The 26,019-nt window shown below is 69.2% G+C and carries 23 protein-coding genes; 12 read left to right on the top strand and 11 right to left on the bottom strand.

The window, feature by feature from the left end; genetic code table 11:
- Positions 1–123: 123 nt before the first annotated feature.
- Entirely contained in the window at positions 124–636 is a 513-nt protein-coding gene (locus tag EV672_RS13885) for a hypothetical protein (RefSeq protein WP_133610231.1), read from the bottom strand.
- A 265-nt stretch (positions 637–901) separates the two neighbouring features.
- Between EV672_RS13885 and EV672_RS13880 the strand changes: the two genes are divergently transcribed.
- Complete coding sequence (locus tag EV672_RS13880) at positions 902–1,297, top strand: thiol-disulfide oxidoreductase DCC family protein (RefSeq protein WP_133610229.1); 396 nt, start codon at positions 902–904, stop codon at positions 1,295–1,297.
- The gene (locus EV672_RS13875) at positions 1,294–1,542 is read left to right on the top strand and encodes a DUF2805 domain-containing protein (RefSeq protein ID WP_133610227.1); all 249 of its coding nucleotides are present in this window, start codon (positions 1,294–1,296) and stop codon (positions 1,540–1,542) included. Before EV672_RS13880 ends, EV672_RS13875 begins: the two co-directional genes overlap by 4 nt.
- 26 nt (positions 1,543–1,568) lie before the next feature.
- Here the strand turns inward: EV672_RS13875 and EV672_RS13870 are convergent, their stop codons facing one another.
- Both EV672_RS13870 and EV672_RS13865 read right to left on the bottom strand, forming a co-directional pair.
- Positions 1,569–2,132 (bottom strand): pseudouridine synthase, encoded by a 564-nt coding sequence (locus EV672_RS13870; RefSeq protein ID WP_133610225.1) that lies wholly within the window; start codon positions 2,130–2,132, stop codon positions 1,569–1,571.
- A 17-nt stretch (positions 2,133–2,149) separates the two neighbouring features.
- Entirely contained in the window at positions 2,150–2,992 is an 843-nt protein-coding gene (locus tag EV672_RS13865; protein WP_133610223.1) for a PA4780 family RIO1-like protein kinase, read from the bottom strand.
- Positions 2,993–3,152: 160 nt separating this feature from the next.
- Here EV672_RS13865 and EV672_RS13860 point away from each other — a divergent pair, with 160 nt between their 5' ends.
- Positions 3,153–3,476 (top strand): NIPSNAP family protein, encoded by a 324-nt coding sequence (locus EV672_RS13860; protein ID WP_133610439.1) that lies wholly within the window; start codon positions 3,153–3,155, stop codon positions 3,474–3,476.
- A gap of 9 nt (positions 3,477–3,485) precedes the next feature.
- Positions 3,486–4,175, top strand: a complete 690-nt coding sequence (locus tag EV672_RS13855) for an ArsR/SmtB family transcription factor (RefSeq protein ID WP_133610221.1) — start codon at positions 3,486–3,488, stop codon at positions 4,173–4,175.
- Between the two features lie 109 nt (positions 4,176–4,284).
- Here EV672_RS13855 and arsA read toward each other — a convergent pair whose 3' ends face one another.
- The gene (gene arsA / locus EV672_RS13850; RefSeq protein ID WP_133610220.1) at positions 4,285–6,072 is read right to left on the bottom strand and encodes an arsenical pump-driving ATPase; all 1,788 of its coding nucleotides are present in this window, start codon (positions 6,070–6,072) and stop codon (positions 4,285–4,287) included.
- Entirely contained in the window at positions 6,069–6,971 is a 903-nt protein-coding gene (locus tag EV672_RS13845) for a dienelactone hydrolase family protein (RefSeq protein ID WP_133610218.1), read from the bottom strand. The genes arsA and EV672_RS13845 overlap by 4 nt, the downstream gene beginning before the upstream one ends.
- Before the next feature lie 204 nt (positions 6,972–7,175).
- On the opposite strand from EV672_RS13845, the gene EV672_RS13840 reads away from it, so the two are divergent.
- Positions 7,176–9,245, top strand: coding sequence for a phosphate transport regulator (locus tag EV672_RS13840; RefSeq protein ID WP_133610216.1), 2,070 nt, complete (start codon positions 7,176–7,178; stop codon positions 9,243–9,245).
- Positions 9,242–10,879: a PEP/pyruvate-binding domain-containing protein gene (locus tag EV672_RS13835; protein ID WP_133610214.1), complete on the top strand. Its 1,638-nt coding sequence runs from the start codon at positions 9,242–9,244 to the stop codon at positions 10,877–10,879. The genes EV672_RS13840 and EV672_RS13835 overlap by 4 nt, the downstream gene beginning before the upstream one ends.
- Before the next feature lie 25 nt (positions 10,880–10,904).
- Here the strand turns inward: EV672_RS13835 and mgtA are convergent, their stop codons facing one another.
- Both mgtA and EV672_RS13825 read right to left on the bottom strand, forming a co-directional pair.
- Entirely contained in the window at positions 10,905–13,523 is a 2,619-nt protein-coding gene (gene mgtA / locus EV672_RS13830; protein WP_133610212.1) for a magnesium-translocating P-type ATPase, read from the bottom strand.
- The gene (locus tag EV672_RS13825; RefSeq protein WP_133610210.1) at positions 13,516–14,004 is read right to left on the bottom strand and encodes a glutathione peroxidase; all 489 of its coding nucleotides are present in this window, start codon (positions 14,002–14,004) and stop codon (positions 13,516–13,518) included. The genes mgtA and EV672_RS13825 overlap by 8 nt, the downstream gene beginning before the upstream one ends.
- Positions 14,005–14,231: 227 nt before the next feature.
- On the opposite strand from EV672_RS13825, the gene EV672_RS13820 reads away from it, so the two are divergent.
- Positions 14,232–15,962 (top strand): hybrid sensor histidine kinase/response regulator, encoded by a 1,731-nt coding sequence (locus EV672_RS13820; RefSeq protein ID WP_166643581.1) that lies wholly within the window; start codon positions 14,232–14,234, stop codon positions 15,960–15,962.
- Between the two features lie 44 nt (positions 15,963–16,006).
- On the opposite strand, the gene EV672_RS13815 is transcribed toward EV672_RS13820, so the two are convergent.
- The 4 genes from EV672_RS13815 to EV672_RS13800 all read right to left on the bottom strand — a co-directional run bounded on the left by EV672_RS13815 (position 16,007) and on the right by EV672_RS13800 (position 20,391).
- Entirely contained in the window at positions 16,007–16,870 is an 864-nt protein-coding gene (locus EV672_RS13815) for a M14 family murein peptide amidase A (RefSeq protein WP_133610207.1), read from the bottom strand.
- A gap of 136 nt (positions 16,871–17,006) precedes the next feature.
- Entirely contained in the window at positions 17,007–17,582 is a 576-nt protein-coding gene (gene ruvA, locus EV672_RS13810; protein WP_133610205.1) for a Holliday junction branch migration protein RuvA, read from the bottom strand.
- Positions 17,579–18,241: a response regulator gene (locus EV672_RS13805; protein ID WP_133610203.1), complete on the bottom strand. Its 663-nt coding sequence runs from the start codon at positions 18,239–18,241 to the stop codon at positions 17,579–17,581. The genes ruvA and EV672_RS13805 overlap by 4 nt, the downstream gene beginning before the upstream one ends.
- Before the next feature lie 86 nt (positions 18,242–18,327).
- Positions 18,328–20,391, bottom strand: a complete 2,064-nt coding sequence (locus EV672_RS13800) for a sensor histidine kinase (protein ID WP_133610201.1) — start codon at positions 20,389–20,391, stop codon at positions 18,328–18,330.
- Positions 20,392–20,520: 129 nt separating this feature from the next.
- On the opposite strand from EV672_RS13800, the gene EV672_RS13795 reads away from it, so the two are divergent.
- From EV672_RS13795 to EV672_RS13775, 5 genes are all read left to right on the top strand, one after another.
- A complete protein-coding gene (locus EV672_RS13795) occupies positions 20,521–21,603 on the top strand; it encodes a PhoH family protein (protein WP_133610199.1) in 1,083 nt (360 codons plus the stop codon).
- On the top strand, positions 21,566–22,006 hold the full coding sequence (gene ybeY, locus EV672_RS13790; protein ID WP_133610197.1) for an rRNA maturation RNase YbeY: 441 nt from the start codon (positions 21,566–21,568) through the stop codon (positions 22,004–22,006). Before EV672_RS13795 ends, ybeY begins: the two co-directional genes overlap by 38 nt.
- A 268-nt stretch (positions 22,007–22,274) precedes the next feature.
- Complete coding sequence (locus tag EV672_RS13785) at positions 22,275–22,643, top strand: response regulator (protein WP_133610195.1); 369 nt, start codon at positions 22,275–22,277, stop codon at positions 22,641–22,643.
- Positions 22,644–22,650: 7 nt separating this feature from the next.
- Positions 22,651–23,784: a methyl-accepting chemotaxis protein gene (locus EV672_RS13780; protein WP_133610193.1), complete on the top strand. Its 1,134-nt coding sequence runs from the start codon at positions 22,651–22,653 to the stop codon at positions 23,782–23,784.
- Positions 23,785–24,033: 249 nt separating this feature from the next.
- A complete protein-coding gene (locus EV672_RS13775; RefSeq protein WP_133610191.1) occupies positions 24,034–25,959 on the top strand; it encodes a methyl-accepting chemotaxis protein in 1,926 nt (641 codons plus the stop codon).
- Positions 25,960–26,019 lie beyond the last annotated feature (60 nt).

Genomic DNA, 26,019 nt, shown 5'->3' with positions numbered 1-26,019 from the left:
GCTTCCGCTGCAGAGGCGAAACACAGATTGGCTGCCAATGAACCCATTCTGCTCAAGCGCTTCTTGCAGGGGCTGCGGCCTCGCAGCTCCAACCAGGAGGCTGTCGGGCTTGGGGCAACTGGCTCAGCGGGGTTTGGCGAAACCGCTTTCAATCCAGGCCAGGGCATTGCTGTGGTTGAGCTTGAAGTCGGGCCTTGCGCGCACCTGCGCGACCTGCTCGCCGCCCTCGTCGCAGGCCGACAGCAGGGCATGGGGCTCGAACTCGTCGGGCACGATGTCAAGGGTCACTCGCCAGCGGGCGGCAGCGGCATTGACCAGCACCTCCTTGTGCAGGCTCGCGTGCAGCTGTTGCTCATGGCGACGCACCACCTCGGCGGCCGTCTTGACCAGGGTGTTGAAGGCATGGTTGTCCAGCGGCTTGGGGTTTTTCTTGTCGCGACCCATGGTCCAGGGGCCGACCAGGGCAGGCTCGGCCTGGCCGTCCAGCAGCATCTCGACCGCCCAGCCGTCGTCATCTTCGTTCTTGATCACGCGGGCTGTCCAGCCGTGGTCGACCCACAAGCGGGCTTCATGGATGGCCTCACGGGTTTCGACAGGTGCGGCTTCTGGGGAGGTGTGCGGGCTGGTATCGGGCATAGAAACCGCATCTTACTGGGCCGCCTGCGTGCAAGCTTGACAGCCTCCTGGCAGGCCTCTTGGATTGGCCACTTTGAAGGGCCAGAGGGCATGCTTGAGAAGCATGGGAGTCCGCTTGCCGTCGGCGCAGACATGTACGGGCGGCATTCGGACGACCGCCCCCAGCCTTGAGCCGCCACCCCGACGGCCCCCCCCACAGACCTCAGAGTGACGCCGCCCCTTCGGCGGGCACCGCCCTAAACTTGGGCTCGCTCAAGGAGGCCATGTGAACGACGCTGCCAAGCCCGAGGTGCTGACGGTCCTGTACGACGGGGGATGCCCGCTGTGCCGGCGCGAGATCGCGCACGTGCAGGGGCTGGCCGCGCAGCGCACTGACAGTGCCTTGTGCTTCGTCGATGTCAGTGCCGCCCAAAGCACGGTGCCCGCCGCCGAGCGGGCCGCGCTGCTGGCGCGCTTCCATGTGCAGCGCCCCGATGGTTCGCGGCTGGACGGCGCTGCGGCCTTTGTCGCCATGTGGGCGCGCCTGCCCGGGTGGCGCTGGCTGGCGCGCCTGGCCAGGTGGCCCGGTGTCCTGCCCGCGCTGGAGTGGGCGTACCGCGGCTTCCTGCGCGTGCGCCCACGCTTGCAGGCCCTGGCCCGCCGGGCGGAGCGCACCGCATGAAGCCGAGGGCCGACCGCGTGGCGCCCGGCGCAATCCCGGAGGCGACCGAGGACGCCGCCCTGATCGGCGAGATCATCCAGATGGCCCTGAGCGACCACGTGGGTTTCGCCGAGATCCGCGCCGTGCATGGCCTGCGGCCCGACCAGGTCAAGGCGCTGATGCGCTCGCAGCTCTCACCGGGCAGCTACCGCTGCTGGCGTCGGCGTGTCAGGCGCTTCGCTGACCGGCGCGCCAGCTACAAATGATCCTGCGGCACCCGGCCGGGCAGCCGTCACACCCCTGCGTCCAGCCACATGCCGGGCGCCAAGCCATCCAGGCCATGGGGCCCGATGGCCGCGCGGATCAAACGCAAAGTCGGAAAGCCCACGGCTGCCGTCATGCGCCGCACCTGTCGGTTGCGCCCTTCCTGGATCACCAGTTCGATCCAGGCGGTGGGAATGGCTTTGCGCACGCGAACGGGCGGGTCGCGGTCCCAGAGGTCGGGCGGTGATGCCATTGGCCTCACGCGCGCGGGCCGTGTCATGCCGTCTTTGAGCATGACGCCCTGTCGCAGCGCGGCCAGGGCGTTTTCGTCCGGCACGCCTTCGACTTGCACCCAGTAGGTCTTGTCCATCTTGAAGCGCGGGTCGGCAATGCGCGCCTGCAGCTTGCCGTCGTTCGTGAGCAGCAACAGGCCCTCGCTGTCGGCGTCCAGCCGTCCGGCCACGTACACATCGGGCAGGTCGATGAAGTCCTTCAGGCCGCGCCAAGCCCCTTGCGCCGTGAACTGGCTGAGAACGCCGTAGGGCTTGTTGAACCGGATCAGGCGCGGGGCGCTGGCAGCGTGGTGGGCCATGGGCGTGGACGCTCCACTCACTGCTGCATGCGCAGGCGCCGCATCATCTCTTCGTCCTGGGCATCGCCGATTTCGCGGATCACCGCCCCCAGGTCCACCGGCCCTTCTGCGTGCTTGAACTGGCCGGTCAGCGCGGTGTCGGGCGTCAGCGCGCCTTGTTCGTACAGCGCCCAGATCTCGGGCCCGTGGTCGGTGCTCAGCAGGTCGGGAGCGAAGGCGCCGAAGAAGTCGCGCAGGTTGCCCACGTCGCGCAGCAACATGCGCTTGGCGTGGTTGTTGCCGGCCGCGTCCACGGCCTGCGGCAGGTCGATGATGACGGGGCCGTCTTGCGCCAGCAGGATGTTGAACTCAGACAGGTCGCCGTGCACCACCCCGGCACACAGCATGCGCACCACCTCGGTCAGCAGGGTGGCGTGGTGGGCGCGCGCTTCTTCGGCCGTGAAGGCCACGTCGTTGAGCCGTGGCGCGGCGTCGCCTTCGGCGTTGGCCACCAGCTCCATCAGCAAGACGCCATCGAGGAAGTTGTGGGGCTGGGGCACGCGCACACCGGCTGCGGCCAGTCGGTACAGGGCATCGACTTCGGCGCTTTGCCATGCCGCTTCCTGCGCCTGCCGACCAAAGCGGGTGCCTTTGGCCATGGCGCGGGCCTGGCGGGTGTTTTTGGTCTTGCGGTTCTCGGTGTAGTCCACCGCCTGGCGGAAGCTGCGGTTGGTCGCCTCTTTGTAGATCTTGGCGCACAGCGTTTCGTCGCCACGCCTCACCACGTACACCATGGCCTCTTTGCCGCTCATCAGTTGGCGCACGACGGTGTCGATCAAGCCTTCTTCGACAAGGGACTGCAGTCTGGGAGGTGTTTTCATCCGGGGGCGGGGGGCGCCAATGCCATGGTGAGAGCGGCCGATGCTAACCCATCGCCTGCCGGGCCAACGCAGACCGCCATCCTTCGGCATGGGCCGAAGCATCCAGCAAGGCATCTGCCGCACAGTCGTGTCCGAGTTCAACCCACTGCGAGCGCACACCATGGCTGTCACCTGCTTCATCCGCTATCAGATCGACCCGTTTCAGCGCGAGGCTTTCCAGCGCTACGCCGAGGCATGGGGCCGCATCATCCCGCGCTGCGGCGGCAACCTCCTGGGCTACTTCCTGCCGCACGAAGGCAGCAACGATGTGGCATGGGGGCTCATCGGCTTCGACAATCTGGCGGCCTATGAGCGCTACCGAACGACGCTCCAGCACGATGCCGAGGGGCGCAGCAATTTTGCGCTGGCCCAGTCCCAGCGCTTCATCCTTCGCGAGGAGCGCATGTGGCTGGAGGACGTCCCCGGAACGCGCGAAGCGCGCTAACCTGCCCCCATGAACACGCCCCATGAACCTCGACTGGCCCGTGTGGCAGCCATCGTGGCCGATCCGGCCCGGTCTCGCATGCTGGCCTACCTGCTGTCCGGTGAGTACGCCAGCGCCAGCGAACTGGCGAAGGCGGCTTCTGTGACGCCGGCCACGGCCAGCGGGCACCTGGGCAAGCTGCTGGATGCACGGTTCGTGGTCTGTGAGCCCCGGGGGCGCCACAGGTACTACCGACTGGCCGACGCCGATGTGGCGCATGCCCTGGAGGCCTTGGCCCTGGTCGCCGAACGCGATGGACACGACCGCGCGTGGGCGCACCCGGAACGGGTTCGCTTGCGCCTGGCGCGGTGCTGCTACGGGCACCTGGCGGGGCAGTTGGGGGTTTCGGTGTTTGACGCACTCCAGCGCGGAGAACGCCTCAGACCGACACCCAGCGGCTTTGCGCTGACCCCCTCGGGCCAGGCGTGGCTCCAGGGGTGGGGGATGCCACCGAGTGTGCCGAACGGTCGGCGCCGCTTTGCCTACCGCTGCCTGGACTGGTCCGAGCGCAGGGACCACCTCGCGGGCCAACTCGCCGACGAGTTGTACCAGCACTTCACGGCCATGGGCTGGCTGCGCCGCACGGCCAGCCGCGCGGTGGACATCACCGTGAGTGGCCAACGGGAGCTGCTGCCGCGTTTGCACGCCGACGGCGACTGACATCGGGCGGCGCAGGCGGACCGGTGCGCTGCGCAGCCCACCGCATGGGGCTCGGCTCGGGGTCACCGCGTCGAACGCGCGTCCACGCCTGCCGCAACGCCCATCCGCCTCACGGCCTGCGCTTGGTGGCCAGCAAGCCATCCAACCCCGCCAGGCCCACCGGCGCCTGCGCCAACCAGGGCACGGCGAAGGTGCGCTGCGCCAGGCCACCGGCCAGCCTGGCCATCTGCCGCCGCTCGCCATCCAGGCGGGCTTGCAGCAAGGGGTCGCGCGTGCCAGACGCCAGGATGGACTTGTTGACCACCCAGGCGTAAGGCTCGATGTGGGCGCGGCGCAGGTCGTCCTGCAGCGCCGCGGCCTGCGACACCGGCGTCACCTCGGGCAGCGTGACCAGGACGATGCGGGTGTAGGCCGCGTCCTGCAGGCGCATGAGCGGCGTGACCACGTGCACCGCGGCCTGGCCCTCGAACTCGCGGGTCATCTGGCGGTGGTAGGCCCCGGTGGCGTCCATCAGCAGCAGGGAGTGCCCGGTGGGCGCGGTGTCCAGCACCACGAAGGCGCTGCGCGCTTCGGCCACGGTGCGCGAGAAGGCGTGGAACACGGCGACTTCTTCGGTGCAGGGCGATTGCAGGTCTTCCAGCAGCAAGGCACGCTCGGCCGCGTCCAGCCCGGGCGAGCGCGCCGCCATGACCTTGTCGATGTAGCGCTGCGTTTCCAGCTTCGGGTCGATGCGCCCGAGCTGCAGGCCCGGCACCTCGCCGTCGAGCGTCATGGCCAGGTGGGCCGCCGGGTCGGTGGTGCTGAGGTGCACGGCATGGCCGCGCCGCACCAGCCCCAAGGCCAGGGCCGCGGCGATGGTGGTCTTGCCCACACCGCCCTTGCCCATCACCATGACGAGGCCCCGGCCTGCGGCGGCCAGCTCGTCCACCAGTTGGTCGATGGGGGCGGCGGCCAGGGGCGGGGAGGCTGCGGCCGACGCGGCTGACACAGCGGAAGGCGGGACCGGCAGCGGCGCGTCGCCCAGCAAGGCGCGCAGGGCCGGCAGGCCCACGGTGTCAAAGGCCCGCAGCGGCACGGTGCTGCAGGGCAAGGCGCGCAGGGCATCGGGCATGGCGTCCAGCGCCTGCTGGCCCAGGGCCTCGATGGCGCGGGCCACGCCGTCGTGCGGGTCGGTGGCACGGAACACGCCATTGACCACCAGCTGCTGCTGGTTCAGGCCCATGGCGCGCAGTTCTTCGGAGGTGCGGCCCGCCTCGGCCAGCGCACTGCGGTCGGCCCGCGCCACCAGCACGAGGGTGGTCAGCGCCGGGTCGCTCAAGGCCGCCAGCGCCGCGTTGAAGCGCGCTTCCTGCATCTTCAAGCCGGAGTGCGGGCCCAGGCAGGAGGCGCCGCGGTCGTTGTCTTTGAGGAAGCCGCTCCAGGCCTGGGGCAAGCTCAGCAGGCGCAGCGTGTGGCCGGTGGGCGCCGTGTCGAACACGACGTGGTCATAGGCCGCCGCACCGCCCGCCAGGAGGCTGGAGAACTCGTCGAAGGCGGCGATCTCGGTCGTGCAGGCGCCCGAGAGCTGCTCGCGCACCGTGGCACGCTCGGCCTCGCTGCTGGCGGCCATCTGGGCGATGACGCGCTGGCGGTAGGTCTCGGCCGCCACGTCGGGGTCGATGTTGAGCACCGACAGGCCTGGCGCGCCAGGCACTGGCACGGGCGCGTTGCGCAAGGCGATGCCCAGCATCTCGTCGAGGTTGGAGGCCGCGTCGGTGCTGACCAGCAGCACCCGCAGCCCCGCATCCGCCAGGCGCAACGCGGTGGCGGTGGACAGCGAGGTCTTGCCCACCCCACCCTTGCCTGTGAAGAACAGGTGGCGGGTGGGGTGGTCGAGGAAGCGCAGCTGGGTGCTCAAACGCCGTGGTCCTTGAACCAGTCGGACGCCAGCTTCTGCGCGTAAGTCGCCGCACCCTTGTCGTACGTGGGACGGTAATCGGCATTGAAGCCATGGCCCACGTTGGGGAACACGACGATTTCCGAGCCGCTGCCCGACTTCGCGATGGCGGCGCGCATCTGGTCCACCACGGTCATCGGGATGAAAGCGTCGATGCCCGAGTACAGGCCCAGCACGGGCACCTTGATCTCGGCGCCGAAATCCACCGGGTCGGCGGGCTTGATGTCCGACTTCATGCCGTTGAGCAGGCCGTAGTAGGCCACCGCGGCCTTGAGCTGCGGGTTGTGGCGGGCGTAGATCCAGGCGGTGCGGCCGCCCCAGCAATACCCCACCAGGCCCACGCGCTTGGTGTCGGCGCGGCCACTGGCCTTGGCGAAAGCGACGGCGGCGTCCAGGTCGGCACACACCTGGGCGTCGGGCACCTTGATGACCACCTGGCCCAGGATGGCCGCGATGTCGGTCATTTTGGAGACATCGCCCTGGCGCGCGAACATCTCGGGGGCGATGGCGTAGTAGCCCATCTTGGCGTAGCGGCGGCACATGTCCTTGATGTGCTCGTGCACGCCGAAGATTTCCTGCACCACCAGGATCACCGGGTACTTGCCCGGCTTGGACGGCACGGCGCGGTAGGCCGGGATCTTGCCGTCGGCCACCGGGATCTGCACTTCGCCGGCCGTCAGGCCCTTGCTGTCGGTCGTGATGGCCTGCGCCAGCACCGGCTGCGCGGCCACGGCAAAACCGGTGGCCAGGGTGGTGACGAAGAAGGTGCGGCGGCTCACGCCCGCAGGCACGGCCGAGGCGGTGGCCATGTCGGGGTTCTGGAAGTCGATCGGCTTGACGCCGTAGTCCATCAGCTTCATGCGGGCATCCTCGGAAAGTGGGGAAAGAGCTGCCGAGTATCACCGGCATGGCATGGGCGCAGCAAGACCAGGGGCTTGCAAGGCGCGGGCTTGACTGACTTATCGCAAAACCGCCTCACGGCTGCCTCAGGCCTGCCATGTGATCGTCACACGGCCGCACCAGACTGAAAGCTCGTCCGACACCAAACACCAGGGAAGCAAGCGATGCAGAAAAGTCAGGCAGTGGCCATGCTGGGCCAGCGGGGGTTGATGATGCCCGTGTGGGTCAACGCGGCCCTGGCCGCCAACGACCGGCTCAAGCTCTACCTCAGCGTGCTGCAGGCCGCCGTGGCCCACGCCGAGCACCCCGAGCGCGAAGCCCTGGACTTGAGCCGCGAGCTGACCGCCCTCGGCCTGGGTTCGGCCACCTGGTTGCACGAACTGCCCGCGGGTGCCAGCCGGGTGGGCGGCAATGGCGACGGCGATGGAGAGGGCAAGGGCGACGGCGACGTCCTGCTCATCCCCGAACTCGACCGCCTGGTGGCCGCGCTCAACGACGACCTGGCCATCATGGCCCGGCCCGTGCTGGAGTCCAGCACCACCGACGCCGAGCCCCACCTGCGCGTGCACCAGTGGCAGGCCTGGCTCGACGCCCTGCACGGCGAACAGCTTGACCGCCACCAGCTGCGCAGCCTGACGCACGGCAAGCGCCCGGCGCATGGCCATGCCCACAGCCACGCACACACGCACGCCGCCGATGTCGATGACCTCGACGACACCCCCGACGACAGCCTGCACCTGCTCATCATGGACCTGCACAAGGCCATCAACCGCCTGGCCGCCGACCTGGCCAGCGAGGTCATCGCCGGGGCCCATGTGTGGCAGCTGGCCGACGACGACCGTCCTCTGGTCGAGGCCTTCATGCGCGGCCTCCACCGCACGGCGCCGCTGAAGTTCGACCACCCCGGCCTGGACACCGCTGCCACGCGCGACGGCGACCGCCTGCTGCTGCAAAACGACATCGGCACCAACGACGCCCATGTGCTCGTCATCAACGTGCAGGGCCTGGCCATCACCCTCACCTACTCCGACCTGCACCGCACCCGCTTCGCCTTCTTCCAGTCCCTGCTCAACCCGCTGGGTGCGAGCTGGTCGGACATGTCCTCGCGCGTGGCGCCCGACCTCAACGAGGGCCAGGCCTACACCGTGGGCAACGCCCGCTTCGCCTGCGAGGACCGCATCCGCCTGGCGCGCACGCTCGAAGGCATCGGCGCGGCCATCGTCTTCCTGATCGACTGGAACCGCGCCCGCAAGCGCCTGGTCAACTTCGTGGACAAGGAAGGCGCCATGGCCGTGCTGACGGCCGCCGCCGACAACGAGGTCGGCCACATGGCCTGGCTGAAAGCCGGTGGCGAGCGCCTGATCTTCGGCGCCATGCAGGCCGTGGGCAGCGGCACCTTCCGCATCGGCGACCGCCTCGACGAGGTGCTGGGCGAGACGCAGGCGCGCACCTTCCTGCTCGACGTCATGCGCCTGGCCACCCAGGCCCTGATGAACGGCCAGCCCATCGCCCTGGTGGCCGACGAAACCCGCATGCTGCTGGCCCGCCAGGTGCAACGCCGCACCACCGAGTTCGACCTGCTCGACGAGCACGCCGCCTATTGCCAGACCCTGGCCCAGGCCGTCAGCGACGCCCTCGACCACGGCCACGACGGGCTGCGCGAGGTCGCCGCCGACGTGGCCGCCCGCGCCAAGGCCTGGGAGCGCCGCGCCGACCACATCGTCATGCAGGCCCGCGACGAGGCCACCCGCCTGCCGCGCTGGCAGCCCGTGGCGCGCCTGCTGGCGATTTCCGACGACGTCGCCGACGCGCTGGAAGAAGCCGCTTTCATGCTCAGCCTCATCGCCGACCACCACCAGAAGGGCTGGACGGCCGAGGTCCGCCAGGCCCTGTCCAAGCTGGCCCAGACGGTGCTGCAGGCCACGCAGGACCACATCCGCGCACTCGCCATCGCCCGCCACCTGGGTGAGCAGGGCGAGCCCGGCACCTCCGGGGCCACCGACGACAGCGACGCCTTCCTTGCCGCCACCTGGGCCGTGCTGCGCGCCGAGCGCCAGTGCGACGACCTGCTGCGCCAGGCGCGCCGCGCCATCCTGCACACGGTGGAAGACGCGCCCTCGCTGATGCTGGCCAACGACCTGGCGATGACGCTGGAGTTGGCCTCCGACCGCCTGCTGTCGGCCAGCTACGCGCTGCGCGAAGTGGTGTTCAACAAGGCCGGAGCCGCGACATGAGCACGGACCACGACAGCGCGGTGTACCTGATCGGCTGCGGAGAGCCCGACGCCGCGACCCCTGCCAACATCCCAGCCCCTCCCAGCGCAGACACCATGGGCTTCAAGGCCTGGAACCTCATGCGCATGGCCCACATCGGCCTGCGGGTGCCGCCCGCCTTCGTGCTGGGCACGGCCTTCTGCCCCGACGCCGACAGCCGCGCGCGCGCCGGCCGCCCCGCCACCTGGGCCGAGGGCCTGCAGGCGCTGGAGGCCCGTTGCGGCCAGGCCCTGGGCGACCACCGCCGCCCGCTGCTGCTGTCGGTGCGCTCGGGCGCGCCCATCTCCATGCCCGGCATGATGGAGACGCTGCTCAACATCGGCCTGTGCGACGCCACCCTGCCCGGCCTGGTGCGCCACAGCGGCAACCCGCGCCTGGCCTGGGACGCCTACCGCCGCCTGGTGGCCAGCTACGGCGAGGTCGTGGCCGGCATCCCCGGTGAGCGCTTCGAAACCCAAGTGGCCGCACTCACCGCCGGCCGCGACGAACGCACCCTGGACTTCGCTGAGCTGCGCACGCTCACGCAGCAGCACCTGGCCACCTACGCCCGCGAAGCCGGCCGCCCCTTCCCGCAAGACCCGGTCGCGCAGCTGTCCGAAGCCATCACCGCCGTGCTGGCATCCTGGCAAGCGCCCAAGGCCGTCGCGTACCGGCGCGTCAACCACCTGCCCGACACCCTGGGCACGGCCGTGACGGTGCAGACCATGGTGTTCGGCAACGCGGGCGGGCACTCGGGCGCGGGCGTGGGCTTCACGCGCGACCCGGCCACCGGCGAGCCCCACCTCTGGGTGGACTTCCTCTTCAACGCGCAGGGCGAAGACGTGGTCTCGGGCCGGCGCAGCGCCCACGGCCACGATGCACTGGCCAGCGTGCTGCCCACCGCCTGGGCGGCCCTGCGGGATGCTGCCCATCAGCTGGAGCAGCACCTGGGCGACATGCAGGACTTCGAATTCACCGTGCAGGACGGTGAGCTCTACATGCTGCAGACCCGCAACGGCAAGCGCACGCCGCAGGCCGCCGCACGCATCGCGCTCGACCTCTTCGACGAAGGCCTCATCACCGCCGAGGTGGCCCGCCAGCGCACCGCCGGTCTCACCCCGGCCATGCTGTCGCGCACCGTGGTGGTGGCCGATGCCGCCCGTGCAGGTGGCCAGACCGCCCAGCCCCTGCCCGCCATCGGCTCGGCCGCCACGGCCAGCAGCGGCGTGGCATGCGGCGAAATCGCCTTCGACGAAGCCCGTGCCCGCGCGCGCCAGGCCGCTGGCGCTGCCGTCATCCTGCTGCGCCGCGATGCCGAGACCAGCGACATCGCCGCGCTCGAAGCCGCGCAAGGCCTGCTGACCGCCCGCGGCGCCCGCACCTCGCACGCCGCCGTCGTGGCCCGCCAGATGGGCAAGGTCTGCCTGGTGGGGTGCGCCACGCTGCACATCGACGAGGCCCAACGCACCGCCACCTTCGGCGAGCTCACGCTGCGCGAAGGCGATGTCCTCACGCTGGACGGCAACGAGGGCCGCATCTACGCCGGTGCGGTGCGCACCGTGGTCGAAGCGCCCACCGAGTTGCTGGCGCGCCTGGACCGGCTGGCCACGGCCTGATCATCGTCACCAGCCCCCTGCCGGGTCACAGGCTGAAACGCCGGCGCACCCGGCCCATCACCGCGTGGGTCAACGTCAGGTAGCACATCAGGAAGCCCACGACCCAGGGCCAGTAATGCCAGGGCAGCGCCACCAGGCCCAGGAAGCCGGCCAGCGGCGAGTAGGGCAGCCACACGCCCACGGCGCAGATGCTCACCGTCGTGAACAGCAGCGGCCCGCTGGCGCGGCTCTCCAGGAAGGGGACCTTGCCGGTGCGGATGATGTGGATGATCAGGGTCTGCGACAGCAGCGACTCCACGAACCAGCCCGTGTGGAACAGCGCCGCCTGGGCCGGCGTCTGCGCGCCGAAGCCCCAGTACATCAGCGCGTAGGTGGCGTAGTCGAAGATGGAGCTGATCGGCCCGACCATCATCATGAAACCGGCGATGTGGTTGATCTCCCATTTGCGCGGCTTGAGCAACTCTTCGTCGTCCACCGTGTCGGTCGAGATGGCCGTCTGCGAGATGTCGTAGAGCAGGTTGTTGCTCAGCACCTGGATGGGCGCCATGGGCAGGAAGGGCAACCAGGCGCTGGCGCCCAGCACGCTGAACATGTTGCCGAAGTTCGAGCTCGCGCCCATGCGGATGTACTTCAGCAAATTGGCGAACACCTTGCGGCCTTCGATCACGCCCTCGTCGAGCACCAGCAGGCTCTTTTCCAGCAGGATGATGTCGGCCGACTCCTTGGCGATGTCCACCGCCGTGTCCACCGAGATGCCCACGTCCGCCGCCTTCAGCGCCGGCCCGTCGTTGATGCCGTCGCCCATGTAGCCGACCACGTGGCCTTGCGCGCGCAGCGCCTCGATGACGCGGGCCTTCTGCCCCGGCGAGAGCTTGGCGAACACCTGTGTGCCTTCGACCACCTGGCGCAGGGCCACGTCGCTCAGGGCCTCGACCTCGTGGCCCAGCATCACGTGGCTGGCGTCCAGGCCGACATCGCGGCAGACCTTGCGCGTCACCACCTCGTTGTCGCCGGTGAGGATCTTCACCGCCACGCCGTGCGCCGCCAGCGCCGCCAGGGCGGGTTTCGCCGACTCCTTGGGCGGGTCGAGGAAGGCGATGTGGCCCAGCAAGACAAGGTCGCTCTCATCGGCCACGGTCAGCGCGTGGGCCTGGGCCTGGTCAGCTTCGGTCAGGGCCGGCAAGGCCTTGTAGGCGATGGCGATGACGCGGAAGCCATCCTCGTTGAGCGCGCGGCTGGCAGCCTGCACCTCGGCCAGGTGCGAGGCGTCGAGCGGGATGCGCTCACCGCCAACCTCCGCCCAGCGGCAGGCCGCGAACACCTCTTCGACCGCGCCCTTGCAGATCAGCAGGTGCTCCTCGCCCCGCGCCAGCACCACCGACATGCGCCGGCGCTGGAAGTCGAAGGGGATCTCATCGACCTTCTGGTACAGCCCTTGCGCGTGCAGCTTGTCGTGCACCTCGGCGTACTTCAGCACGGCCACATCGAGCAGGTTTTTCAGGCCCGACTGGTAGTGGCTGTTGAGGTAGGCGAAGTCGAGCACGCGGTCGCTGGGCTCGCCGCGCAGGTCCACGTACTTCTCCAGGATGATGTGGTCTTGCGTCAGCGTGCCGGTCTTGTCGGTGCACAACACGTCCATGGCCCCGATGTTCTGGATGGCGTCCAGGCGCTTGACGATGACCTTCTTGCGCGACATGGTCAGCGCGCCCTTGGCCAGGTTCACCGTCACCAGCATGGGCAGCATCTCGGGCGTCAGGCCCACGGCCACGGCGGTGGCGAACAACAAGGCTTCCAGCCAGTCGCCCTTGCTCAAGCCGTTGATGAGGAAGACCAGCGGCACCATCACCGCCATGAAGCGCAGCATCAGCCAGGTGAATCGGTTGATGCCCTGCTCGAAACTGGTCTGCACCCGCTCGCCCGTGAGCGCCTGGGCGATGCCACCGAACACCGCGCGCGCGCCGGTGTGCACCACCACCGCCGTGGCCGAACCGCTGGCCACGTTCGTGCCCATGAAGCAGATGTTGCGCAGGGCCAGGGCGTCGTTCGCCGCGATGGCCTCGGGGGTCTCGGGCTGGGGGTGTTTTTCGGCAGGCACCGACTCGCCGGTCAGCGCCGCCTCGTTGACGAAGAAGTCGCGCGCGCTGAGCACGCGCACATCGGCAGGCACCAGGTCACCGGCCGACAGGTGCAGCACGTCGCCGGGCACGAGTTGCGCGATGGGGCACTCCTGCGCCTCCTGGCCCGGCCGCAGCACCGAGGCCGTGGTGTGGACCATGGCGCGCAAGGCGGCGGCGGCCCGGCCCGAGCGGCGCTCCTGCACCAGGCCCAGCGTCAGGCTGAGCACCACCATCAAAAAGATGATGATGGCCGACTCCACATTGCCCGACAGCACCGACACGCCCGACAGCGTCAGCAGCAGGACATTGAGCGGATTGACCAGGCGCCGCACCAACTGGCGCAGCATGCCGGCGTCGGCGCGGGCGCCCACGGCGTTGGGCCCCAGGCGCTGCAGGCGCTGGGCCGCGGCTGCGGTGCCCAGGCCTTGCGCCGTGGTGTCCAGGCGGGCCAGGGCCGCGTCAGCGTCCTGCGCCGAGACGGCCAGCAATGCCTGGCGCGAAGCGGCTTCCCGGCTGGGCTCAGCCACTGGCCAGCGCCCGGGCGATGTCCTCGCTCAGGCCCTTGGGCGTGTCGGTCGGGGCGTAGCGGCCCAGCACGCGGCCATCGCGGCCGATGAGGAACTTGGTGAAGTTCCATTTGATGGCCTTGGTGCCCAGGATGCCGGGCGCCTCCTTGACCAGCCACTGGTAGAGCGGATCGGCGTTCGCGCCATTGACGTCCACCTTGGACATCATCGGGAAGCTCACGCCGTAGTTCATCTGGCAGAACGAAGCGATCTCACCGTCGCTGCCAGGGTCTTGGCCACCGAACTGGTTGCAGGGGAAGCCCAGCACCACCAGGCCGTCTTCGCCATGGGTTTGCCAGAGCTTTTCCAGGCCCTCGAACTGGGGCGTGAAGCCGCACTTGCTGGCGGTGTTGACGATGAGCAGCACCTTGCCGCGGTACTGGGCCAACGGCACGGGCTGGCCGGTGATGCTGGTGGCGGTGAAGTCGTGGATCTGGCTCATGGGAGGTCGCACCAAGGTTGGAAGGATCAGGAAAAGGGAGGCCGTCGAGCGTAACCAATGCTCACATGCCAATCTATCTTCTTCACGTTATCCCGCGGTGTCACGCATGGTCAAAACGCCATGAAGTGCCTAAACTGAGCCCTTGCGGAAAATCGTCCCCAAGCAGTCCGACAGAGACCGCCGCACCGCGCCACACCGCGCCGCCACAGGACCCGAGGAGCAAGGACATGGCACAGATGCAACCCGCCCGCCCCACAGAGGGCGCCCGACGCTCGCTGCCCATGGGCATTTCCGAATCCATGTCGGACGACGCTCAGCGCCTGCTCGACGAGCTCCACGTGCGCCAGGACGCCTTCGAGCAGCAGGCCCAGCTGGTGCGCCAGCTGCAGACCGCCTTGCAGCGCGCCCAGGCCACCAACCAGGAGCTGGCCCTGGTCGCCGACCGCGTGACCGACGCCATCCTCATCTGCGATGCGCAACGCTGCATCAGCTGGGTCAACCCCGCTTTCACGCGCCTGACCGGCTTCAGCCTCACCGAGTGCCACGGCCAGCTGCCCGAAGAGCTGCTCAGCGGCCCGCACACCGACGCGGCCATCGTCGCCCAGATCAACCAGAGCCTGGCGCAAGGCGCCTGCGTCGAGCGCCTGGAGGTCTGCCACCACCGCAAGGACGGCGAGCCCTTCTGGGTGCGCCGCTCGGTGCAGCCCATCCACGGGCCGGACGGTCAGATCAACCGCTACATCGAGGTGCTGACCGACATCTCCGACACCCGCCGCAGCGCCGCCGAGCACGCCCGCCGCCTGGAAGTGGAGGTCTCGCTGGCGGCCAAGATGGCATTCCTCTCGCGCATGAGCCACAGCATGCGCTCGCCGCTCAACGCCATCCTCGGCTTCACGCAGCTGCTCAACATGGCCGACGCCGCCAGCCTGACCGAGCCGCAGCAGCGCCACCTGCAGCACATCCACACCGCCGGGCACCAGATGCTGTCCCTGCTGGACCAGGCCCTGGAGTTCGCCCAGCTCGACGACAAGGCCGTGGGCATCCGCCCGCAGCGCGTGGAGCTGGCGGTGCTGCTCAAGGAGATCCGTGCTGCGCTGGAAGACCAGGCCGCCGCCCACGACATCACCGTGGTGGTGGACTGCCCCTCGCTGACGGTGTGGGCCGACGCCAACCACACCCGCGCCATCCTGATGAACCTGGCCGTCAACGCCATCCAGTACAGCCCGCACGGCTCGACGGTGTGGCTCACCGGCAAGGCCGCCGCCGACGAGCGCCTGGGCGTCATCGAGGTGCGTGACCAGGGCTTCGGCATCGACGCCGGCGACATGCAGCGCCTGTTCCAGCCCTTCACGCGGCTGGAGTCCGCCACGCGCAGCCCGGCCACCGGCAATGGCCTGGGCCTGGCCGTGTCGCAGCGCCTGGCCGAGCTGATGCACGGCCGCATCGACGTCACCAGCACCCTGGGCCACGGCAGCGTGTTCGCGCTGCGCCTGCCGCTGGCCGAGATGCCGGGCTCGGGCCGCGCCGGCGCACAAGGCCGCGGCCAGGAACCCGCCGTGATGCTGCCACCGCTGCGCGTGGTGCACATCGAGGACAACGCCCTCAACCGCAGCCTGGTCGAGGCCGTCTTCGCGGCCTACCCGCAGGTGCGTTTGTTCTCGGCCGAAAACGCTGCCGAGGGCATGGCCGCCATCGAGAACACCCGCCCCGACGTGGCCCTGGTGGACATCAACCTGCCAGACGGCTCGGGTCTGGACCTCTGTCGCCGCCTGCGCGCCCAGACCGAGTTCCGCAAGCTGCCGCTGATCGCGCTCAGCGCCGACGCCCTGCCCGACCACATCGCCCGGGCCCTGCAGACCGGCTTCAACCACTACCTGGTCAAACCGCTGCAGATCCCGCGCCTGCTGGGCATCCTGGCCACGCTGCCCAGCGCACAGGCCGCGCCACCGACGAACTGAGGCGGCTCTGGCAAGGCCTGGTGGGGCCTGGCAGGGCCTGAAACTCAGCCCGCGCCCAGGCGCTCGGCCGTCCAGCGCAGCAGGTCCAACCACATCTGGCGGATCTCGGCCTCCTGCGGCGTGCGCAGCGCACTCGGCAACTCGATGGTGACGACCGGCACCTTCTTGTGCACGCCGCCGTAGTTGCCCAGGCTGCCGGGGAAGATGCCGACCTGGTCCAGGTAGAGGCGGCCCAGGCGCTGCGGCGCCACGGTGGGGCCGTCGAAATCGAGCACGCCGTAAGGCGCGTGCACCGACACGATCAGGTCGGGTTTCCAGCGCTCCATCTCGTCGTGCAACCAGCGCGATTCGGGCTCGGACAGGGGCTTGGGGCCCGGGTAGCGGCGCGGGTCGCTGCGGGTGCGTTTGCTCCAATAGGCTGGCGCCTCCTTGTCCCAGCCGGGCGTGGGGAAGTTGCGGTTGAGGTCCACCCCGCGGGCATTCGTGCGCGTGGGCTTGTCCAGCAGCATGCCGTCGGGGTTCATCAGGGGCACGAAGCGCCAATGGATGTTGGACGGCGTCTCCATGGCCGCGCCGATCCAGTGCAGCACCAGCGCGGTGGACGAGAGCTCGTCGCCATGGATGCCCCCCAGCACCAGCACGCGCAGCCGCGACGTCACGGCCGACACATCGCGCTGCAACAAGGGCCGCCCCTGCACCGACACGGCCGCGCCCGGGGCCAGCTGGGCGCGGGCACACACGGTGCGCGAGACGTTGGGCAGGCGGTGCGCGAGCTGGTCGCACAGCGACATGGGCGTCAGCGGTTCGATCGCTTTCGGCGGAGCCGAGATCACCGCGCCCGGCGTGCGGGCGGGGGCGGCGAGGGCGGGGTTGGCCGCCAGGCCGCCCAGCAGCGCGAGCGCGCCCATCGGCACCCAAATCCGCGCGCGAACCCGCGCAACGGCCATGGCACCACGGAAAGGAATCAGGGTTCGCTCCAGCACTCGCATGGTGCAGATCATGCCCCGAAACGGGCCTGCACCAAGCTGCCCCAGCCGACGCCGCTCAGCGCGCCAGCGACTTCAGCGCCTGCTTGATGCCGTCGCTCACCGAGGCATCGGGCGGCAACTGCTTGAGCGCGGCCTGGGCCTCCTTGTCGGAGTAACCCAGCGCGATCAAGGCCTGCAGGATGTCGCCCTGCGCGTCGCTGGTGGCCGCCCAACCGGGCGTGGCCAGGGCGGGCGCCAGCTTGCCCTTGAGCTCCAGCAGCAGGCGCTCGGCGGTTTTCTTGCCGATGCCCGGCACCTTGACCAGGCGCGAGGCGTCCTGGGCCGCCACGGCCTGGGCCAGCTCCTCGGTGTTCAGGCCCGACAGCAGCGCCAGCGCGATGCGCGGGCCCACGCCGCTGATCTTGACCAGCTCGCGGAAGGACTCCCGCTCACCCGCCGTCAGGAAGCCGAACAGCAGCTGGGCGTCCTCGCGGACGATGAACTGCGTCAGCAGCGTCACCTTGGCGCCCAGCTCGGGCAGGTTGTAGAAGGTGCTCATGGGCACCTGCACCTCGTAGCCCACGCCGTGCACATCCACCAGCACGAAGGGCGGGGCCTTGCCGGCGAGTTCGCCGACCAATCGTGAAATCATCGGCGGAACAAGCCCAGGCGTTGCGCTTCCAGTGCGGCCTCGGCGCGCGAGGACACGTTGAGCTTGCGGTAGATCTGCTTGACGTAGTCGGCAATCGTGTGGCGCGACAGGTTGAGCTGCACACCGATTTCGGGCAGCGTGAAGCCCTTGGCCACGCGCAAGAGCACCTCGTTTTCACGGTCGGTGAGCTGCACGTGCGGCGTGACGGTGTCCGGTTGCTGCACCGGCTGCATGCGCGACTGCGCCGTGAAGTACTGGATCACGCGGCGCGCGATGGACGGCGACAGCGGCGGCTCGCCCTGGCTGATGCGGTGCAGCTGCTCGGCGAGCTGCTCGCGCGACTGCTCTTTCAGCAGGTAGCCGAAAGCGCCGGCCTGCAGGGCGGGGAAGAGGTGGTCGTCGTCGTCGTGGATGGTGACCACGACCGATTGCACATCAGGCTGCTTCTCGCGCAGGGCCTGCACCACCTCGACGCCGGAGCCGTCGGGCAGGCCCAGGTCCACCATGGCCACGTCGAAGCGCACGGCATTGACCAGCTCCAGCGCGTCGTGGATGCGTGCGCTTTCGCTGATCTGCGCCCCGGGGAAGACCTGCAGCGCCAGCGTCTTGAGCCAGGCTCGGATCTCGGGCAGGTCTTCAAGAAGGAGGATTTGCTTCATGGATGGGGGCCTCGCTACGCTTCAAAAATTGACGTTGATGAGAAACATTGTCCACGCGAACCGTGTCCAGCGCCAGACGCGCTCGTTCAGGCACCGAGCCGATGCGACAAAACCTGTTGCATCGTGGCGATTTCCAGCGGCAAAGTCAGCCGGATGATGGTGCCGAAACCCGGGCCCGACTCGACCAGGCACTGTCCGTTGAGCTGTTTGGCGCGGTGCTTCATGCTGGTCATGCCGTGGCCGCGGTCGAGGCGGCCATCGAGCTCCATCGGGATGCCCTTGCCGTTGTCCTGGATGACGAGGGTGAACACGTGGTTCGCCAGGTCCACATCGGCCGTGATGACCACGTGCGAGGCGCCGCTGTGCTTGATGATGTTGCTGACGGCCTCGCGCACGATGCGGGTGGTCTGCACATAGGTGCGCGACGACAGCGGCTCCTCGATGGTGTCGTGCGGGTTGCGCCATTCGCACTCGATGCCGGCTTGCCCCAGGCGGGACACCACCTCGCTGCGCCAGTCGGCCATCGAATCGGACAGCACCATGGGCCGCCCCGTGAGGCCGCGCACCGACAGGCGCATCTCTTCCAGCGCCTCGCGCGCCAGGGTCGAGATGCGGTCGTTGTCCGAGGTGTGGACGATGGTCAGCAGCTTGGCGCCGAGGTCGTCGTGCAGGTCACCGGCGATGCGCTTGCGCTCCTTCTCGGCGATCTGGTCCACGCGCAACTCGGCAATCTGGTTGAAGTTGCGCTCGATCTCGACGCTGATCTCCTGCACGCGGCGCTCCAGGTGCGCGCGCGCGCCCTCCGCCGATTGCAGCGCCCGCGCATAGACCTGGATGAGGCGCACGCCCACCGCCGCGTACAGCAGTGGCATCACGAAGTGGGTGATGTGCAGGCCGCCGCTTTGCAGCAGGCCGCTCTGGTAGGACAGCTCGATGCCCAGCACCGCCGCCACCACGCCGAGCGCGGCGCACATCAGCCAGAACTCGGCACGCCGTCCCCGGCCCGTGACCCACAGGAAGTGGCCGATGGCCAGGAAGAGCTCCAGGGTGAACACGCCGAACCAGACGCGGGCGCCCAGGAAGAGCCGGTCCACGCCCAGCAGCAGCAGGCTCAGGGGCAGCAACAGGCACTGCGCCCACAGCAGCAGGTTGACGCGCTGGTTCCAGACCTGCTGGCCCGGGTCGCGCAGGCCGATGCCGGCATAGCCCATCAGGAACTTCACGGCAAAGGCGGTCATGGGCGCCATCATGATGGCGATGAGCACCTCCATGGCGTCGTTGGGCACGGGCAGGTCAGCGCGCCAGAAGCGCCCCGTCATCAAGGCCCAGCCCAGGGTCAGCAGACCGAAATAGAGCATGTAGCTGAGCCTGCGCACCCAGGCCAGGCCCAGCGAGAACACGCCCATGACGACCAGGACGCCGCCCATGATCTGGGACAGGGTGGTGGTCCAGAGCGTTTGCTCGTCGGCCATCTGGCGCACCTCGGACATCGGCCCGACATGCACCGCCGCCAGCCCGCCGGCGCGTTGCCGTGCCGTCACGCGGTGGATGGGGTAGCCCGCGACCTTGACGTCCAGCACATTGCCCGTGGGGCGCAGCAAGGCCGCCGGCAAGGGCACGACGTGGGAGCCGAAACAATCGCGCGAGTAGGGCTCGACCATGCGGCCGCTGCGGAACACCACGGCGCCGTTGAGCTGCACCTCGACGCTGGCGCAGGCCCGGTCGATCAGCGCGGCCAGCAAGGTGTCAGGCGGCGCGCCGTCTGCGAAGGTCAGCGGGAAGCGGTACCAGACGCCGCCTTTGTGGCCGGGCTGCGAGCGCGACCATTCGTCGGGCAGGTTGACGGGCTTGCCGACCACCTGCGCGATGGCGGGTGGCGGGAAATGCGCGCCGTTGTCGGGCACGGCCCAGGCCTGGCGCAAGGCGTGGACATCGCTGTCGGACGCGACGTGCGCATCGGGGCGGCTCAGGCGCGAGGCCTCCTGGTTGAGCGCCAGCAGGCCCACGGCCACCATGGCGGCCAGGGCGAGGCCCAGCAGCACCCAGACGCGGCGCGGCGCCATGCCCAGCACGGATGCCTCAGCGACGGGCGCTTGGGCCCGCGTGAACGAGCGGCTCAGCCGAGACCACCAACGAAACAACAGGTTCAAAGGGACGCTCCACCAGCCCGGGCGTGCGCGGCGCACACGCTCAAAGACCCATTCTCGCAAGAGATGTCACACCCGCCAGCCCCGGACAAGCGACAATTTGCCCGCTTACTTCCCGAATCCATCGCATCCATGCAACTGCGGCACAGCTTTTCACCCCCAGACAACGCGCGCCTGGCCCACCTGTGCGGTCCGCTCGACGAACACCTGCGCACCATCGAGGCGGCATTCAACGTCACGCTGCAGCGCCGCGGGGAGCAGTTCCGCATCGAAGGCGCGCGGGGCGTGCCGCAGCAGGTCGTGGCCCTGCTGGAGAGCCTCTACGCCCGCGCCGACCGGCCGCTGGGTGCCGAGCTGGTGCAACTGGCCGTGACCTCGGCGATGCGCCAGGCCGGCACCCCGAGCCGCAGCCGCACGGCCTCGCGCCGAGGGGCGGCCGGCAGCACCGACGCCTCACCCTCCGGCACGGACCCGGACGACCTCCTCGATGGCGACGCCCCCGCCGGCCCGATGCTGCACACCCGCCGCGCCGACCTGCAAGGCCGCACGGCCAACCAGGTGCAGTACCTGCAGAACATCCTCGGGCACGACCTGACCCTGGGCATCGGCCCGGCCGGCACGGGCAAGACCTTCCTGGCCGTGGCCTGCGCGGTCGATGCGCTGGAGCGCAGCTCGGTGCAGCGCATCATCCTGACCCGCCCGGCGGTGGAGGCCGGCGAGCGCCTGGGCTTCCTGCCCGGCGACCTGACGCAGAAGGTGGACCCCTACCTGCGCCCGCTCTACGACGCGCTCTACGACCTGATGGGCTTCGACCGCGTCACCAAGGCCTTCGAGAAAGGCCTCATCGAGATCGCGCCGCTGGCCTTCATGCGCGGGCGCACGCTCAACCACGCCTTCATCATCCTGGACGAGGCGCAAAACACCACGCCCGAACAGATGAAGATGTTCCTCACGCGCATCGGTTTCGGCTCGCGCGCGGTGGTCACCGGCGACGTCAGCCAGATCGACCTGCCCCGCGGCAGCAAGAGCGGTCTGATCGAAGCCGAGCGCATCCTCAAGCGCGTCAAAGGCGTGGCCTTCACCCGCTTCACCCGCGTCGATGTGGTGCGCCACCCCTTGGTGGCCCGCATCGTCGAGGCTTACGACGCCGACCAGGCGCAACCCGAACACCGTCCGCATGAAACCGACCCTGTCCCTCAGCCTGCAATTCGCTGACAAACGCCACCGCGACACCCTGCCCCGCCACAAGGTGGCCCGCTGGGTCAAGGCCGCGCTCGACACCGATGCCGAGATCGCCGTGCGCATCGTCGGTGCCGAAGAGGGCCAGGCCCTCAACAAGGACTTCCGCAAGAAGAACCACGCCACCAACGTGCTGACCTTCGACTACGCGCAAGCGCCCGTGGTGATGGCCGACCTCATCCTTTGTGCGCCCGTCATCGAGCAGGAAGCCGCCGAGCAGGGCAAGACGCTGGAGGCGCATTACGCCCACATGCTGGTCCACGGCACCCTGCACGCGCAGGGCTGGGACCACATGAAGAAGAAGGAAGCCGAGGCCATGGAAGCGCGGGAGCGCGAGGTCCTGGCCGCCCTCGGCTTCGGCGATCCCTACGCGGACTGAGCGCGGGGGCACACCCCTTTTGTCCATGCAAATTTGATAACCAAGCGCGCCTGTCCGAAATCTGACGAGCGCTTGCCATCGACAAAGTCTAGCCAGCCTGCGGGACCTCGGGAAACATTCGAGGTGGACTTCACGAAGCCTTCCCCGGCACACGCTCGCCCCCCCTGTCCAAGGGGGCAAGCACAGATACTGCACGCAGTTCCCCGGCCCAGCCCGGCATGTCGCCAGGCAGGTGCTCAGGGGCCGTGGTCAACGCCAAGGACAGCGTATGAAAACCGTGCTTCTCGTGGACGACTCCGCCACCATGCTCATGAGCATGAAGGCCGGGCTCGAAATCAGCGGCTACCGCGTGGCAGTGGCCCACGATGGCGAACAAGCGATGTCTTTGTTGCAAGGCGGGCTCAAACCCGACCTGATCATCACCGACATCCACATGCCCAAGATGGACGGCATCGAGTTCATCCGCCAGGCCCGCAAAACCCTGCGCTTCACGCCCATCCTCGCCCTGACGACCGAGGGCCAGCAGGCCCGCCGCGACCAGGCCCGGCAACTGGGTGCCACCGGCTGGATGCTCAAGCCCGTGCGCGGCGGTGAGCTCCTGAAGGTGATCAGCCAGGTCTCGCTGCAGTTCGCGTGAGGCTCGCATGGCATCCCACACCCCCTCGTTGGCCACGCCCTCGGGTGAGGCTTGGCCTGGCTCGGCCAGGCCCTCCACCCGCCCATCCGCCAGCACAGCTTCGGGCTGGCTGAGCCGCCTGCAAGCCGCCTGGCGCGGCACCTTCAGGCCCTCGCGCGCCGAGACCGACCGCGCCGTGCTGGACCAGCTCAAGGTGATGCAGCAGTGCTTCCAGATCCTCAACGCCCAGGTGCAGACCGCCGACCGCGCCAGCCAGGACGCGGTCATGAGCATGGTGGAGCGCCTGCAGCGCATCCACGACCGCTGCAACACCCTGCAGCATGAGCTGGGCTCGGCGGCGACGCAGTCGCGCCACCTGTCGGACGACACCGTGCGCCAGGCCGAAGCCCAAAGCCATGCCTTGGCCTGCCTGAGCCAGCAGGAAACGAAGTTCCTCGCCGCGCAGCAAGGCCATGCCGACATGGTCAACCAGCTGCTGTCGCAGGTGCAGGCGCTGACGCCCGCCGCCGCGCTGATCGCCGAGGTCGCGCGGCAAACCAACCTGCTGGCCATCAACGCGGCCATCGAGGCGGCCCGCGCCGGGCAAGAGGGCGCGGGCTTCAAGGTCGTGGCCGACGAGGTGCGCCGCCTGTCGCACCAGACCGCCGACGCCGCGCAGAACATCGCCAAAGGCATCGGCGCGATCGCCGACACCCACCGCCTGGCGCTGCAGTCCTCGGACCCCGCGCACATGGACATGAGCACGCTGGCCGAGATCGGCGCGGAGATCCGTGAGATGGGCACGCGCCCGGGCGTGGTGGCGGTCCAGCTCAAGGCCCTGTCGTCCGAAATGGAAGACAGCATGGTGGCCGTGCGCGCCGACCTGGTGGACGTGCTGGGGCACATGCAGTTCCAGGACGTCAGCCGGCAGTTGCTGGAGCGCGTCAACCACGCCCTCGATGACCTCGCGCGGCACTGTGAGTCGGTCCAACAGCAGTCACCGCGCGGGCGGCTCAACCCGGCAGGGCTGGGCGCCCTCGACGGCTTGCTGCGGCAATGGCAAGCCGCTTACGTGATGGCCGACCAGCGCCAGGCGCACGAGGCTGTCGTGGGCGACGCGGCACAAAGCGACGACAGCGCGCCGCGCATCGAGATGTTTTGAGTTCGATGGGCGATTTTTCGCTTTTTGCCAATTTTTCACTCAAGCCGCAGCGCCTGACATCCGAAACACCGACAACGCGTTTCAGGTTCTTTTGGGTCCGGTGACGCGGCCGATTTCACCCCTCGCATGCTTGGTTGGTTGCCGCCCCGGCGGTGACCGACCGGTCCCCGCACCCCGCGGGACGAGGTCCCGCCCGTTCCAGGCGACGCAGCCAACCCACGCCGCCGCTCACTGCCCGAAGGACTCCAAATGGCCCTGATCAGAAAGACCCGCAGCGCGGACGAGCCCAGCACCCTGCACGCCGTGCCCGCGGGCGTCAGCCGCAACGTGGCGCGCGACGCCGATGTCCAGCGCAAGCGCGCACGCACCCTGGCCAAGCAGCAGCAGGCCTCGGAGCGCGTGGCCTCGGCATCGAGCGAGCTGTCTGCGGGCATCAACGAAGCGGCATCGGCCGCCGAAGAGCTCAAGCGCGCCGCAGCCCAAATCGCCACCGGTGCCGAGGAAGCCTCTGGCGCCGCGCAGGAGTCCCTGGCCGCGCTGACCCAGGTGGGCGGCGCCATCGTTCGCCAACTGGCCGCGGTGGGTCAGTCCCAACGCATGGCCGAAGGCATGCGCAACCTGGCCGTCACCATCACCGAGGAGGTGCGCAGCACCATCCACAACGTCACGGTGGCCGCCGAGCGCCAGGCCGATTCGGTCAAGATGGTCGGTGAGCTGGAGCGCCAGGCCGCCAACATCGGCGACATCGTCAAGGCCGTGGCCCGCATCGCCGACCAGACCAACCTGCTGGCCCTGAACGCCGCCATCGAAGCCGCCCGCGCCGGCAAGCACGGCAAGGGCTTCGCGGTCGTGGCCGACGAGGTCCGCACGCTGGCCGAGACGTCCGAGAAGAGCGCCAAGCAGATCCAGGAGCTGGTCGGCCAGATCCAGGGCGAGGTCAAGGTGATCGCCGACGGCATCAACGAGGCCGCCGAGAACGTGAAGTCCGAAGTGGAGCGCAGCTCGGTGATCACGGAGCAGCTGGAGCGCATCCGTGGCGACTCGGCCGACATCGCCTCCGGTGCCGCCGAGATCGCCTCGGCCGCGGCGCAGAGCAACGTGGCCGCGCAGCAGGCGCTCAAGGGCGCCGAGCAGATCGCCTCGGCGGCGGCCGAGCAATCGTCGGCCTGCGAAGAGGCCAACAAGACCGTGGCCGAGCAGACCGTGGCCTTGTCCGAATGCGAGCAGACCGCGCAGAGCCTGTCGGAGCTGGCCGATGACCTGAAGAACGCCACCGACATCTCCAAGAGCGCCGAGGAAGTGGCCAGCTCGGCCGAGGAGCTGTCTTCGGCAGTGCAGGAAATTTCCCGCTCGGCCAGCCAGATCCTGGTGGCGCTGGAGCAGATCCGCAAGGGCGCACAAGGCCAGGCCGCGGCCACGACCGAGTCGGCCGCCGCCGTCACCCAGATCGAGAATGGCGCCCAGATCGCCGAGCAACGCGCGGCCCAAGCCAACGAGCGCGCCGCCGCCATCCGCGAGTTGATGACAGACAACAAGCGCAACATCGATGCGCTGATCAACAGCATCCAGGCCGGCGTGGGCGCCACCCGCAACAGCATGCGCCAGATCAAGGACCTGGAGCTGGTGAGCCGCAAGATCGACAAGATCGTGGACGCCATCACCCAGGTGTCCATCCAGACCAACATGCTGGCCGTCAACGGCAGCATCGAGGCGGCCCGCGCCGGCGAGTACGGCAAGGGCTTCGTGGTGGTGGCCACCGACATCCGCAACCTGGCGCACGACTCGGCCGAGAACGCCGACCGCATCAAGGACATGGTCAAGGCCATCCAGGACCAGATCGCCTTCGTGGGCCGCGACCTCGGCGACATCATGGGCTCGGCGCTGAGCGAGGTCGAGAAGGCCCGCTCGATCACGCTCAACCTCAACCAGATCGATGGCAACGTCGGCCAGGTCGAACAGGGCAACCGCGAGGCCATGTCGGCCGCGCAAGAAATCGCCGCCGCGCTGGCGCAGATCAAGGTCGGTGTGGAGCAGGTGTCGTCCGCGGCCGAGCAGGCCGAGAAGGCCGCCGAGCAGGCCGCCGCCGCCGCGCGCCAGCAGTCGCAGGGTGCCGAGGAGCTGTCGGCCGCCATCGAGGAAATCGCCTCGCTGGCCGACGAGCTGCAAAGCAACTGAGCGAGGAACTGAGCGAGGGGGGCGAGGCATCGCCCCGCTGGCATCCCAGACGACACGAAG

The organism is Aquabacterium commune, from assembly GCF_004362855.1.
In the GTDB taxonomy this organism is placed as follows: Bacteria; Pseudomonadota; Gammaproteobacteria; order Burkholderiales; family Burkholderiaceae_C; genus Aquabacterium; species Aquabacterium commune.
Note: the sequence above shows the minus strand (reverse complement) of the source record. Positions and strands in the feature narration are given on the sequence as shown.